Origin of the sequence: Paracoccus sp. SM22M-07 (assembly GCF_001887735.1) — a bacterium.
GTDB lineage: Bacteria > Pseudomonadota > Alphaproteobacteria > Rhodobacterales > Rhodobacteraceae > Paracoccus.
This window is the reverse complement of record NZ_JPKW01000001.1, coordinates 59,475-73,188: the sequence shown is the minus strand read 5'-3', so window position 1 is coordinate 73,188 and position 13,714 is coordinate 59,475. Positions and strand designations below refer to the sequence as shown.

The window sequence follows — 13,714 nt, the reverse complement described above, 5'->3', positions numbered from 1 at the left end:
GGGTCCGGGCTTCGACGAAGTCGTAGGACCAGACATGGTTCGAACGCTCTGGCCGCAGACGGATGCATGACCCGTCGTTCAGCCAGAGCCGACCCTTCTTTGGTTGCTTTTGTGGGACCTTCAGCCCCTCCCGCCGCCAGATGCGCTCGACCCGTTTCACGTTCACCGCCCAACCGGCCTCGCGCAGAAGGGCAGTGATCCGGCGGTATCCGTAGCGCCCATATTGCGAGGCGAGCGCGATGATGTCGGCCGTCAGGACGTCTTCATCGGCCCGTCCGCTCGGCACTTTCCGCTGTGTCGAGCGATGCTGCCCGAGCAAGCGACAAGCGAGCCGTTCCGAGATCCGAAACTTCTGCCTGACATGCTCGATGCAAGCACGGCGGCGGGCGGGGCTCAGAAGTTTCCCGATGCGTTCGGCCCATGGGCCTCACCCCGAAGGATGAGCTTCTCGAGCGTCAGGTCAGAGACGGCCTTCCGGAGCCGCTCATTCTCCTTCTCCAGCTCCTTCAATCGCTTCACCTGGTCGGTTTTCAGCCCACCGAACTCCTTGCGCCACCGATAGTAGGTGAACTGCGTCACGCTGATCGACCGCACGGCTTCGGCCACCGACTGGCCTTGCGACACCAACACGTCAACCTGCCGGAGCTTGGCGACGATCTCCTCCGGCTTGTGCTTTTTCTGGGGCATTCCTGCATCCTCCAAATGGCTCAAAAGCCATACCTCAGGGAGGACCACTTTTCAGGGGGCAGACCATACCCTCGATCCTTGGCTGAAACCGATCAGAGTGACGGCAAACCTTCACCCAGATGACCAAACTCGACAAGCTTTGACCGGATCACCCGCAACCTGATGCCTCGAAAGCCCCCTTCCTCGGCGCTATCCGAACCGCATCCCTGCGGAACGCATCCTTCTCAACTGCAATCGGGCTTCGTCTCCTTTGCGATACATCGCGTAGGCAAAGGATCGGCACCAAAACGCGACAGGCCCACTAGGCGGACTTCGTGGCCACCTAGAACTTCGCGCGCCGGCACAAGACCCTCGGCGGCCTCCGGCTGTACCAGTACACCTGTAACTATTGAGAAGTGGAACCAAGCGCGGATCGCATTGCTGTCGGCCAAGGGGAAATAAACCCGACCCGCGCACCACGGGCCGGTCTGCGCCTTGCGGACGCATGATCATACCGGTCTGATGCGCTGAGCCTGTGATGTTTTGGGCAAGGAATGTCGACATACGCAGCGCGTCCAGACGTGTGGGGAAACGCGACAATTCCCTCGCGCAAAGACGTTACGGGTGCAAAGCCATATTTGTCAGCGAGGCGAAGACGTCTAGTTTTTGCGACCTGGCAGTCTGGTGCGCATGTTCAGAGGATATCAAGGGATCTGCACCGTGCAGCCCATTCAAGAAGCGTGCGACTGGCGGCGGGCCCGATTGCCGAGGAAATCCTGACCGCATCGCGCGATCCTTGCCGCCGTGCCGCAGATGATCGGGTTCGCTTTTCGGCCGTCGATGGCACGATGCCTTACCTTTCGCGCATGGGGTAGGGGTTGGCGCCTTTCCCCATCAGCGTTGATGCCTCCGCGTGCAGACCATCGGTGCAGGGCAAGCTGAGGCCTTGGTCCTTAGCTGATTTGGGCGCATGCTGAGGCATTCACAGAAAGGGAAAACCTTGTATCGCCTGTTCGTGACCATGCTGGTCTCGGCCTGCTTTCTGGCATCTGCCGGGCTAGCGCAGACGGTTAACCTCTCCGACGCCGCACCTGCGAATGCGCCACCGGCTGCTGTCAAATTCACCACGGGAACGCCCCCCGGAGCAGCCAAGGTGAACGAATTCAGTTTGGTCCACCGGCACCGGCAGAGGCCGTCCACGGCCTAGGATCTGTTGTAGACAGGGTGAATGCTTAAGGCATGGGAAGGCCTTTCGGTTGTCACGATGCCTGGCGCGGGAGCCGGCCTACAAAGGGTCATTGGCTCAGCAAAGATCCCGCAGCCTTTCCAAAACCCTTGGAATCGCCTTGACCCCTATCAGGGATCGGGGCGGGCAAGCGGCGACCGAACTGCGCCAGCACTGTCACTGCTGCCGGGGCTACTGACCGTCACCACGCGCCAGGCATCTTCTGCACCAACCAAGTGCCTGGCCTCTTCGGCACTTGGCAGAAGATCGTCATCGTCGCCGATAACGACGTGCAGATAACGCCCGGCTTCCCTGATCTTGACCTTGGGTTCGCCTTCCAACCGGCTCTGGACACGCTGGATCAGTTCCAGGCGGCCCGGCGTGCCAAGCTTTCGTGGCGCGCCGTCAAGCAGTTCGGCGACTGAGATGCGCGAGTTGCGCAGGCCATCCTTCAGGATGTCGAACCCAATCAGGCCCGCGGCGACGGCATCCGCCCACCAGAACCCCATCGAAATACCGATGATGCCCAAAATGCCTGCAGCGCCCGTCTTCCAATCGGCGGCATTCATGTCGGCATCTGCGTGCAGTACCTTATCCTGGATATCCGGCGCTATGCGCAGCTTCTTGCGGCCCAGGATGACGGGCGGGACGATCGAATAGGCCAAGGCCGCGACCATCAGCCAACCCAGCCAAACCTCGGCTCCCAGGATCTGGACGCTGCCAATGGTCGGATGCTCCTGCCGGAAAAGGACCATGCCGGCATCATAGACCAGGTAGCCGCCCAACGCTGTCAGCGTCGCGGCCGACAGCGCAAAGGCCAATGTGCCGATGCGATGCAGGCCGAACGGAAACCTGGCCGAGGGTGGCAGACGTTCGACCCGGGCCGCGACAAGAAACAGGATCGGCGGAACCAGCGACAGCATGTCTTCTATCCAGGCCGCCTGCATGGCCTGGCTGGAGCCCATCACCATGAACATCACGCCAACGATCGTCATCAGCCAGAACAATGTCCACCACTCTAGCCGCCGCGCCCGCGCGATCTGCGTGGTGATATGTTCGGGCAGCGGGGGATAACGATTCATTGGCGGGCCTCACGCGTCAGGGGCCGCAGGGCCTTGTTCAGCCGGAACAGAAAGCGGTTCTCGCCGGGGCGGATCAGAAGCACCCGTTCGACCCTGTCCGGCCCTATGGTGACATGGCCGATGGGATTGGTCGCGCCGGCGTGTTTGGCCAGCGGAGAGTCCGAGGGTATCCCGCCCGCCAGCAGGTGCACATCGCCATGCGACAGTTCGTTCAGCAGCAGGTGAGGGTTGCCGGGGCGCAGCTCGACCCGCGCTTCCAGTTCGGCGGCTATCCGTTCGACAGCTTCGCGATCGACGGAGGGCAGGGGCTCTTCGAACGTGCCGACGATCAGGACCTTGCCCTCGACGTCTCTTGTGGTTCCTTCGGGATCTTTCGGCAGTTGACAGGCCGCCAGCAGCAGAGCGGCTGCGAAAATGATGACGTGGCGCAAACTGTGATCCGCCCTTTGGGTTTTGGTGTCTCGGGGGGCATTGTCAACTGCGTCGGCGGGATTTTGTTCCTGGGGGCCGGCGTCTTTTCCGCAAAGAGGTCATCGCGGAAAGCCTGAACGGCAGTGTGGCAACGGCCAGGGGTGCCGGTACGGACCTTGTCGAACGTCGAACGATGCCGCTTGGCAGGCGTCGGCTGTTTTATTGTTATGTAACAAAGCTCTTCGGACTAAAGATGGCCATACAGGCTGTTTGGACATGCGCGACGGCGGGAGGCTTGGGAACATCGTGCAGCCCTGCCTGTTGCTTGGCCCGCAAAAGCGGGAAAAAACCGATGTGGGATTGGATTGCTGCCAACCGCAGCCTTGTTCAGGTCAGCATGACCGCGGTGACGGCCCTGATTTGGATCATCTGGCTGCATCTCATCATGTCCGGCCTGAAGCGGCAGGCGCGCACCGAGATTTTGATCCACATGGGAGGCGCACGCGACCTGTCGGGCCGAATGCTGGTCAGCAATCTTGGCTTGGAACCTATCTATGTCCTTGAGATCATGCTGATGGTCAGGACGGAGCAAGGCGAAGAGGTCATGTCGGTCGCCAATCGGGTCGAGGTCGAGCGCAAAGAGGATGATCTTGGCCGCAACGCGACGCTTCAGGGGCCGCTGAAATCGGGCGAGGTTGTCGAGATCGGAAGCGTTCTTGATCTGGTGGAGCGTGCCCGCCAAGGCGCCGCCAGTGTGAACCAGGCGGATATTTACGATATCGAGATCACCGCCGTCGGAGTCACGAGTGCCGACTACACGATTGTTGCAGCCAAGCGCCTCTTTCGGACGACGCGTCAGGGCTGCCAAATGCATCTGCACCCCACGACCCTGCACACGCGGCAAATCCGCTCTGCCAAGCAACTGCGACCGATCGCCGAACGCTTGACGTCGCTCTTGTGACCGTGAAACAGCGCCTCATCGCCGCGCGGTCCTCAACCGCGTGTGCTGATCAGGCTCTGCAGCTTGCGGCTGATCTGATCCCGGGTATAGGGCTTGACGATCTGCATTCCGGCGATGCCGAGCGCTTCCAGTTCTCTCGCATCATAACCCGATGTGATGGCAAAGGGCACCTTTGCCGCCACCAGGGCGCTGATGATCGGCGTCGAAGATTGCCCGCCCAAATTGGCGTCCACCATTGCGGCGTCGATCTGGCCGTCCAGTTCCCGGATCAGGCGCAGGGCCTGGTCGGGGGCGGCAGCCATGCCGACCACCTGATGGCCCAGATCTTCCAGCAGGTCGCTGAGTTCGAACGCGATCATGCATTCATCTTCGACCACCAGAAGCCTCAGCGACCTTTGCTTGGTTTGGTCTGTCATTCGTGAACTCCACTTTGCATCGCAGGCCCTCGACAGGAAACTCAAGTGTCACCTCGCCTCTCAGTTCCATGCTGATGCCATCTTTGATCAGGCGCGAACCAAAGCCCCGCCGTGCCGGGGGCGTCACGGCGGGGCCGCCATGCTCGTGCCATTCAAAGATCACGTGCTGTCCGTCGCGGACCTGCCACCTGACATCGACGCGCCCTTCCGGAACCGAGAGGGCGCCATATTTGACCGCGTTCGTCGCCAGTTCGTGCAAGGCCATCGCGAAGGATATCGTGACATCCGCACACAGGTCCACCGGCGGGCCCTCGACAAAGACCTGCCCAGGGGCCGTATCCGAAAAGGACGCCAGGGCTTCTCGGGTCAGCTCGCCCAGTTCGGCCCCGCTCCAGTTGCGGCGCGTCAGGATCGAATGCGCCCCTGCAATCGCGCCGAGACGCTTGTCGAAGGCATCGGCAAAGGTCTCGACGCTATCGGTTGTCCGCTGCGTCTGCCGGGCGGTGGACTGGACGATCGACAGCATGTTCTTGACCCGGTGGTTCAACTCTCCGATCAGCCATTTCTGAGACTCCTCCCAACGCCGCCGTTCTGTCACATCGCGCACCAGGCCCGTACCATGGGCCTGGTCGCTGGCGTGATCGCGAAGAAAGTCGCCGGTCCCTTGGACGAAATGCTGGCTGCCGTCGGGGTGGATCACGCCATAGACCAGTTCGAAGGGGCGCTCCTCGCGCAGGCTGGCCGTCACCTCGTCCTTGATGCGCTGCTGGTCCTCTGGGCGGACGCGTGCCAGCCAGGCGGCTATGGTGTCCTCATCCTCGGCAAGACCAATGATTTCGCGCGCGCGCGCATCCCACCCGGCCTCGCCGGTGGCAAAGTTCCAGGTTCCCCAGCCCAGTTGCGATGCACGGGTCGCAAGGGCAAGGGCATCGCGGGCTTCCTGCAGTCGATGCTGCGCCTGCCGCTGTTCGGTCGTGTCACGGGCCACCCCGAACCATTCCAGTATCCGGCCCTGCTTGTCCAGAATGGGGACGGCGCGGGACTGCGTCCAGCCGATGCCGCCATCCGCCAGCCTGACGCGATGTTCCATCTGGAAGGGTGATTTCGTGCGCACGGCCTGTTGGATGGCTTGCTGAACCAGCGGTCTGTCATCGGCCAGGATATAGCGATCCTGCCAGGTCCTGTCGGGGACCGATGTATCGGCCAGGAACCCTTGGCTGACCAATTCGATCATCTCGGACCAGTCGGGCGACATGCGATAATGGACATCCTCCGTCGCGTCGATCAGCGCGCGGAGGCGGATCTCGCTGCGCTGCTGCGCGGCTTCGGCATGAGAGCGCTCCAGCATCGCCGAAAGGCGGTCGACCACGGCCCGCAGCAGGTCGATTTCCCCCGAATGATAGTCCCGGCCCTGTTCGGCGCCGATGCATAACAGGCCGACAAGCCGATTGTCCCTTGTTAGCGGCACCCCCAGGAAAGACCCGAATCCGGCTTCGGCCAAGGATTGCTGCTTGTCCTTGGGAACCAGGGACGAGTTCTGCGTATCGCGAACGGCGACATGGCCTCCCTCCACCGCTGCGCCCAAGGCCCAATTGAATTCGACAGGGCCCGCCTCGTCTTCCTGCGGACTGGCGACGGGATGATCCCGCAGCACGGGTGGCAGGCTCTTGGTATCGGCATTCCAGAAATGGACATGCTCGACATCCAACCATGCCCTGACCAGGCGGCAGGCCTCGGCCTTCATCTCATCCGCGTCGGTCAGTGAACGCAGCCGGTCCGACAGATCCAGCAGGAAACGCTGTCTTATGGCGCTGTTCCTGATGCTCTCATGGGCCTCGCGCAATGCGCTGATGTCGATCAGCGTGACGACGACGCCCTCGATCCGGTCGTCAATGGTCCGATAGGGTCGCACCCGAAGGCTCAGCCAGCGGTCGCCGCTTGCCCGGACCTCCTTTTCGACGGCGGCCAGGTTACGCAGAACCTCGGCGGCATCTTCGGCCAGACCCTGATAATCCAGCCGGTGCGTGAAATCGCTGATGACACGCCCGACATCGGCGCTGGTGATGTTGAACAGATCGGCGACGCGGGGCGTGAACATGCGTATGCGCAGCTTGCGGTCAAGAAACAACGTCCCGATATCGGTTGCCGCCACGATGTTCTGCAGATCGTTATGAGCGGCGCCCACATCCTTCAACTTGCTTTTCAGTTCCGCATTGACGGTCTGCAGTTCCTCGTTGATCGACTGAAGCTCCTCCTTCGAGGTTTCCAGCTCCTCCGAGGTCGAGCGGTATTCCTCGTTGATTGATTGCAGTTCCTCGTTGGCGACCCGCAGGTCCTGGATGGATGTTTCGTTCTCAGCCCGTGACGCCAGAAGCCGCGCTTCTGCGGCATTCAGCAATCCCCGCAGGCGGATGATCTCATCGGCCGAGGGGTTCTCGTTGCCCTCCTCGGAAAGGTCGTCAACAGGACCCGCGTTCAGAAATGCGGCCAACGCGTGGCGTGCAGGTTCGCTGTCCTGATCGGAGATCGGTGTCACCTGTACCAGTACCTGACATCGACCGCTGTCCAAATCGACAGGGATCGGCATCGTCAGTGTAGCTTCGCCGCGGTCAAAGGCCCGGCGCAAGGCCGTTCGCAGATCAAGACGCAACTCGGGCCGCACCATATCGGTCAGTTCGGTGCTGATCGGCCCGCCCGAGGGCCGCAGGAAGCGCCCCGCCTCGGCTGACAGATGCAAGGCGTGGAAATCACGGTCGACAAGAATGCTGGGCGCGGCTGCCCGTTCTATCGCATCCAGATGCAGCGACGGGATGGACCTGTCGCGGGGCCTGTCGCGCCCGATCGCAGGATTGATCACGGCCTGCGGGCGATGTTCGACCGGCATCTGGGTGATCAGCGGTATCTTGCGCGCGACCTTGGCGCGGGCCCGATACAGACGCGCTTCGCGGTGGACGGGCGCGAACAGGTCCGGAATGGCGTCGATGGTTTCGGCCGACCCCAGGAACAGCAGCCCGTCCGGCTTCAACCCATAAGCGAACAGGGCGCAGACCTCACGCTGAAGCTGACGTTCAAGATAGATCATCAGATTGCGGCAGGTGATCAGATCCAACCGCAGGAACGGGGGGTCCTTGACCACGCTGTGCGACGCGAAAAGCACCAGGTCGCGCACTTCCTTGCGGATCCGGTAATGGGCGCCCTCCCTGATGAAGAATCGGCTCAGGCGGTCGGGGTCCACGGCCGCCTCGATGCTTGCTGGGTATCGCGCCTCGCGGGCGGTGGCCAGCGCACCCTCGTCCAGATCGGTGGCGAAGATCTGGATGGGCAGCGTCACCTGTCTGCGTTGCGCTTCCTCCAGCAGCAGGATCGCCAGGCTATAGGCCTCTTCGCCGGTGGCACAGCCGGCGACCCAAGCCCGGATGCCGCCCTCATCTGCGTTGTCAAAGACCGATCCCAGCCCCTCTCGCGCTAGAATATCATAGGCGCCGGGGTCTCGAAAGAATGAGGTAACCGAGATCAGAAGATCGCCAAACAGTTCCTGTGCCTCTTCGGGATTGGCCGAAAGATAGTCTGCGTATTCTTGGAACCCTTCGCTGCGGGTGACCTGCATGCGCCGCGCCACGCGTCGCATGACTGTCGCTCGCTTATAGCTGGAAAAATCATGGCCTGTCCGTGTGCGCAGCAGATTGACAATCCGCTGCAGATAGTGGTGCGAGACATCTTGCGAAAGCGATCGCACTGCGTCCTTGCTGTGGACCACCTCGACAATCCGTTCGACCAGGCGGGGGATCGGGGCCACGAAATCGGCGGCACCCGACGAGATGGCACTGTACGGCATCATCGCGAATTCCGCGTCGGCAGGTTCCTGCACGAAGACGACCGCGCCGGCGTTCTTCATGTCGCGTATTCCAAGCGCGCCATCCGAGCCGGCACCCGAGAGGATGACGGCCAGCCCGTCGCCACGCACAGCCGCCACCGACCGGAAGAACATGTCGATCGGGGCCCGCTTGCCACGTGGATCGGTGAAGGGGCGGGCCATGACGTGATCATCCTCGACCACCAGCTCGCGGTCCGGAGAGATGACGTAGACGCAGTCCGGCTTCAATTTCGGGCTGTCGGCGACCTGATGGACGCCCATGGCGGTCACGGAGGCTAGGATATCGCTGAGGGAACTGGGCTGATCGGGTGCGAGGTGAATAATAACCACATAGGCTAGGTCATGTTGACAAAAGGGATTTACACCCCGGGATAGGCGTGATTCAAGCTGGTATCTGCGATGGAGACCAGCTTGGCACGAGACCTTATGTCGGACGAGGAATGGGTGTTCTTTGAGCGGTTCATCCTGGCAGCCCGTGCCCCGAACGGGCGCAAACCGATGAACCACCGCCTTGTTCTTGATGGCGTTTTCTGGATTGCCCGCACCGGTGCGCCGTGGCGGGATCTTCCCGAGGAGTTCGGGAAATGGTCGAGTGTGTATCGGCAGTTCCGCCGCTGGACACTTGCAGGACTTTGGGAACAGATCCTGGAGGTGCTGACCGAGAGCAGGATCGTTCCCGACGCGCTGCAAATGGTCGACAGCACCGTGGTTCGTGCCCATCATCAGGCAGCGGGCGCTAAAGGGGGACTCCGCGACAGGGTCTTGGCCGTTCGAAAGGTGGTTTCACGACCAAGATCCACCTTCGCGTGAATGCCGCTGGCCTACCGATGCGAACCGACATCACGCCCGGCCAGACCTCCGACTACCTCGGCTTCGATCTCGTCATGGACGACAACCTGCCCGAACCCTCTGTTCTGCTGGCCGACAAGGGTTACGATGCTGACAGCATTCGAGAAGGCATGCGCAACCGAAATATCCAACCAGTGATCCCAATGCGGAAGTCGCGCAAGAAGCGCGTCGGAGTGGACCGGCCCCTCTATCGCCTGAGAAACCTCGTGGAGAGGTGCTTCAATAAGCTGAAGAACTCCCGTCGCGTAGCGACCCGCTACGACAAAACGGTCCAAAGCTTTCTTGGCTTCATCGACATCGCCTCGATCCGCCTCTGGCTCCGCCATTTGTCAACATGACCTAGGCCCAGATTGTCGGGAATATGGCGAAAGAACTCTTGAAGGGCCTTCACGCCCCCTGCCGAGGCACCGATGGCACAGACCGGGACGCCGCGCGGTATTCCCAGATGCTCATGTTCCGCCATTTGGCCGTCCTCTATCCTGCGCTCTCCGAGCGTGATGCGGATCATTTCGGAGGCCTTGGCCCCTTGTCACCTGAGCTTTGGCAACTGGCAAGCAAAAGGTGACAGGGCCATCGAGACTGAGGGCAGCCGTTGGGGTGGTCTTGGCACTGCTTCACCGTCCCTCCCGTTCGCCAGGCGCGCTGCTTCCATGTCGCGCGATGCGGTCTCGGGGGGTGTCACCGCCAGACGCCCCCCTGGGGCATGGATGCCCCAGGGCGAGGCCGTGCTCAAGGCGGCGCGAGGCTGTTAATTGGAATGCCCCTATTCGCTGATCTCCTCGGCCTCTTCGCGGACTTCGGTCATGGGGGCGGGTTCGTCCTCGACCGTCCAACCGCTGAAGACCATCACGAGCACCAGCAGGATGAAGCCGCCGGGGATCAGCGCATAGATGAGCGAGCGCGGCATACCGCGTTTGGGATCGGGTTTGGGTTTGGGTGGCATCTGATCACTCCGGTTTGGTGAATGTTCGCCCTCAACCAGCGTCGATCTCTGATGTTTCAGAAAAATTCGACCCGTCGCAAAGGAATTCGGGCCTGCAAAGCTGCCGAGAGGCAGGATCGGGGAACTCGCATGATTTCAGCCCGCAGTCGGGAACATTGCCTGGTCAAGGATGTTCCGCGCACCCTCGCGGTGCGCTTGCGGCACGCGATCCATGCCAAGGAGCCCAGACATGCATGTTTTTCCCTCTCCGCCGCTGGCCAAGCCTGTCTTTGCGCCCGATGACAGTACCGTCGACGACCTCGCGCCTTGCGTGAATGCGGCCACTTTAGTTCTGGCAGGCGGCAAGGGAACGCGCCTTCAGCAGTTGACGGCCAATGAAAGCAAGCCCGCCCTGTCATTTGCCGGATCGAACCGGATCATCGATTTCACCATGGCCAATTGCGTCCGTTCGGGATTGCAGCGTCTGCTTGTGGCGACGCAATATGCGCCGGACAGCCTGCACCGCCATCTTCCGTCCCGGTGGGGCTGCCAGTTCGACGCGAAGGGGCTGCAGATACGCGACGGACGCAACCGTTATCGGGGAACGGCGGATGCGGCGCGCCGATGCTGGTCGCAGATCACCGCTATGGGTGGCAATCAGGTCATGATCCTGAGCGCGGACCATATTTATGAAATGGACTATTGCGCGCTTTTGGCCGCTCACCGGGCGTCGGGCGCGGCAGTGACTGTGGCGGCCGATACCGTGCCGCGCGCCCAAGCATCGGCCTTTGGCGTGCTCGAGGCGAATGCGGAAGGCCGGATCCTGTCCTTCGAGGAAAAGCCGGACGATCCTTCGGGGCTTGTCGACAGGCCGGATCTATCGTTGATCTCGACGGGGATCTATGTGTTCGACCGGCAATGGCTTCAATCCGTCCTGTTCGACCATGGTGGAGCCGCGCTCGATTTCGGGCGTGACGTGATCCCCGCCGCGGTGGTCCTGGGGCAGGCTGAGGCTTGGCACCTGCAGGCCGGCCCTTCGGGGGCGACCTATTGGCGCGACGTCGGAACACTGGACGCCCTGCGTCTTGCGCATCTGGATTTCGTCAAGACACCGCCTGTCAGGTTGCCCTCTGCCTGCCCGGTGGGCGACTGGTATCTTGGGCAGAACAGCGTTGCGATGGCCGGAGCCAGGGTGCCCACCACGGCACGACTTCGCAACACCTTGGTCGGGCCTGATGCGCGGATCCCCGAGGGCTTGGTCACCGGCGACGATCCGGCCGAGGATGCCCGTTGGTTCACTACAACCCGGATAGGCACGATCTTGATCACCCAAGACATGCTGGATCGTCGTGCTGCGCATTATCGAACATAGCGGCGCCCATCGGCGCGGTCGGTCGATGTGGCACAGCCTTTGGCGTATGGCCCTGTCTGCGGCTTGCCCGCAGACAGGGCCATCCGCGCATTCCAAAACTGGACGGGTGGTGCCCAGAGTCGGGATCAATGGGATTACCGTTTGAATCTGCTTTGGAAAATTTTCGGGAACATCTGTCGCAAGACAAGGTTTGTCGCCCGCAGGATTGTTAAGCTGACGACGGTACCCGGATCGCGAATGACGGGTTTGCCGCATTTCCGATCCTTATCGTGAGCTTTGAAGTAACCAGTGATTGTTTTTGCCCACCAGCCCGCATGTTTTGCTCAGTCCAGCTTTTCCTGCCGTGCGGGCCACGGACTTCGATCGCCGATGCCGGCGGATGATGCAGACCCGCTGATGACAGGAATGTCGATAAGCGGCTTCGCCACATCGCCGCCGCGAACGGGCCCATAATCGCCCGTTGCGGCCCAGTGTTCCGATCAGAACGGGCCGAGGCTGTTCACCCGGCGACGACGGGAACAGGTCGGCTCGTCATGCGCCGGTCCTCCGCGGTCCTTGCAAATAGCGGCTGTTCCGCGGCATGGCGCGCTGTTGGAACGCAGTCAGCAGGTCCCGAAGGCCTCGGGTCAGTTCGGCGCCTTGCAGGGTCGGGCCGTGTCCTGTCACAAGCACATTTGGATCCAGATCCGCGAGCCGCCGGATCGAAGATTGCGCGGCGCTCCAGTCGGGGGTGAAATAGGCGGGCGGCCCCTGCAGTCGCGCCCGGGGAAACAACGCACCGTGCAGGGATTCCTGCTTTGTGGTGATGATGGCATCGCCGGCAATCAGCGCGCCGTTCTTTCGGTTCCAGAACGACACGTGACCCGGCGTGTGACCTGGCGTGTGAATCCATTGCCAATCGGTCAGGCCGGGCACATGGCCGCCATCCGGCAGGGCCCGCAGCCGGCGCGAGATGTCGATGGCGTGTCGCGGAAACAGCGATGACAGTTCGGCCATCATACCCCCGCCGACCTCCGGGGCAGCAGGGGGATAGGACAAGCGACCGGTCAGATAGGGATGTTCGGCGGGATGCGCATAAACGGGGGCGTCCCATTCATCCATCAGCTGTCGTATGGCGCCTACATGATCGAAATGACCGTGGGTCAGCAGGATCGCGGCGGGACGGGCTTGACCATAGCGCCGCCGCGCGGCCCGCAGGATGGGTTTGGCCGAACCAGGAATGCCCGCATCGACCAGAAACCATTCGCGATCACCGGAACCGGGCGCGCCTATGAAGGCAACATTGACGATGCCGCAACGCAGGGAGGCGAGTTCGTCCCCTGGAACGGCCGCCGCCTGCGCTTCGACCTGGATGCCCCTTGGACCCGCCGGTGATGACAGTGCCGCGACCGCCAGCGCAAAGGCCGCGTATCCGCGCAGCAACGCCCTTGCCGAAGGCTCGTCCACATCTTGGGCCAGTGCCAGGCAGGTCGCCCCGTGTCCTGCATCCAGAAGCCGGTGCAGTTCCGGGCGTATCGGACGTTCAGGCGCAGGGTCCCGATAGGAGGTGGCCAAAGAATAGGCCGCGACCCCCAATCCGATGGCGGCAAGCCGCTTGCGCGCAGAAGGTCTTGCCCCCGCGACGGAAGGACCCACGACCAGAAGGGCCGCGGACAAGGCATCAAGCGTGGCGTGCAGGCGGGGAGGGATCATGACGGTTCCTTCCAGATCATGGGTTCCGCAGGGACATCACCGATGTTCCCTGCCGGTATCGTGCCGTCGGCTCACTAGCAGCCATTGGGGGCCGGGTCAGTCGTCCACCAGGGCATGCGGGGGAACCGGACCGGTTTCGGGTCCGCCCGCATCGGGGCGGCTAGACGCGATCACTGTCAACAGCACCGCCCCCAGAATGATCAGGATCACGATCCAGATGATGGGATTTCGCATGAATTCTCCT

Annotated in this window: 10 protein-coding genes and 1 pseudogene; 3 read left to right on the top strand and 8 right to left on the bottom strand. The window is 62.1% G+C overall.

The features are described 5' to 3' along the window. From IE00_RS19420 to IE00_RS00350, 3 genes and pseudogenes are all read right to left on the bottom strand, one after another. A pseudogene (locus IE00_RS19420) lies at nt 1-687 on the bottom strand (IS3 family transposase); the annotation flags it as partial. A 1,335-nt stretch (nt 688-2,022) separates the two neighbouring features. Then, on the bottom strand, nt 2,023-2,973 hold the full coding sequence (locus IE00_RS00355) for a cation transporter (RefSeq protein ID WP_072295089.1): 951 nt from the start codon (nt 2,971-2,973) through the stop codon (nt 2,023-2,025). Beyond that, nucleotides 2,970-3,404, bottom strand: coding sequence for an enoyl-CoA hydratase (locus IE00_RS00350; protein ID WP_072295088.1), 435 nt, complete (start codon nt 3,402-3,404; stop codon nt 2,970-2,972). Before IE00_RS00350 ends, IE00_RS00355 begins: the two co-directional genes overlap by 4 nt. Before the next feature lie 305 nt (nt 3,405-3,709). Here IE00_RS00350 and IE00_RS00345 point away from each other — a divergent pair, with 305 nt between their 5' ends. Further along, nucleotides 3,710-4,345 carry a hypothetical protein gene (locus tag IE00_RS00345; RefSeq protein WP_139291267.1) on the top strand — a complete coding sequence of 212 codons (636 nt, stop codon included), beginning with the start codon at nt 3,710-3,712 and terminating at the stop codon, nt 4,343-4,345. Nucleotides 4,346-4,377: 32 nt separating this feature from the next. Here the strand turns inward: IE00_RS00345 and IE00_RS00340 are convergent, their stop codons facing one another. Next, nucleotides 4,378-4,704 carry a hypothetical protein gene (locus IE00_RS00340; protein WP_170864063.1) on the bottom strand — a complete coding sequence of 109 codons (327 nt, stop codon included), beginning with the start codon at nt 4,702-4,704 and terminating at the stop codon, nt 4,378-4,380. A 4-nt stretch (nt 4,705-4,708) separates the two neighbouring features. Further along, entirely contained in the window at nt 4,709-8,965 is a 4,257-nt protein-coding gene (locus tag IE00_RS00335) for a CheR family methyltransferase (protein ID WP_072295085.1), read from the bottom strand. A gap of 69 nt (nt 8,966-9,034) precedes the next feature. Here IE00_RS00335 and IE00_RS19415 point away from each other — a divergent pair. After that, a protein-coding gene (locus IE00_RS19415; RefSeq protein WP_139291266.1) for an IS5 family transposase occupies nt 9,035-9,822 on the top strand; the annotation gives its coding sequence in 2 pieces (ribosomal slippage) (nt 9,035-9,374 and nt 9,374-9,822; 789 coding nt in all). 425 nt (nt 9,823-10,247) lie between these two features. Here the strand turns inward: IE00_RS19415 and IE00_RS00315 are convergent. Further along, nucleotides 10,248-10,427 (bottom strand): hypothetical protein, encoded by a 180-nt coding sequence (locus IE00_RS00315; protein ID WP_072295081.1) that lies wholly within the window; start codon nt 10,425-10,427, stop codon nt 10,248-10,250. Between the two features lie 229 nt (nt 10,428-10,656). Between IE00_RS00315 and IE00_RS00310 the strand changes: the two genes are divergently transcribed. Then, entirely contained in the window at nt 10,657-11,778 is a 1,122-nt protein-coding gene (locus IE00_RS00310) for a sugar phosphate nucleotidyltransferase (RefSeq protein ID WP_083553933.1), read from the top strand. A 531-nt stretch (nt 11,779-12,309) separates the two neighbouring features. On the opposite strand, the gene IE00_RS00305 is transcribed toward IE00_RS00310, so the two are convergent. Together IE00_RS00305 and IE00_RS20010 are read right to left on the bottom strand one after the other, a co-directional pair. Next, the gene (locus IE00_RS00305; RefSeq protein WP_072295080.1) at nt 12,310-13,470 is read right to left on the bottom strand and encodes an MBL fold metallo-hydrolase; all 1,161 of its coding nucleotides are present in this window, start codon (nt 13,468-13,470) and stop codon (nt 12,310-12,312) included. 96 nt (nt 13,471-13,566) lie between these two features. Beyond that, on the bottom strand, nt 13,567-13,704 hold the full coding sequence (locus tag IE00_RS20010; RefSeq protein ID WP_170864062.1) for a hypothetical protein: 138 nt from the start codon (nt 13,702-13,704) through the stop codon (nt 13,567-13,569). Nucleotides 13,705-13,714 lie beyond the last annotated feature (10 nt).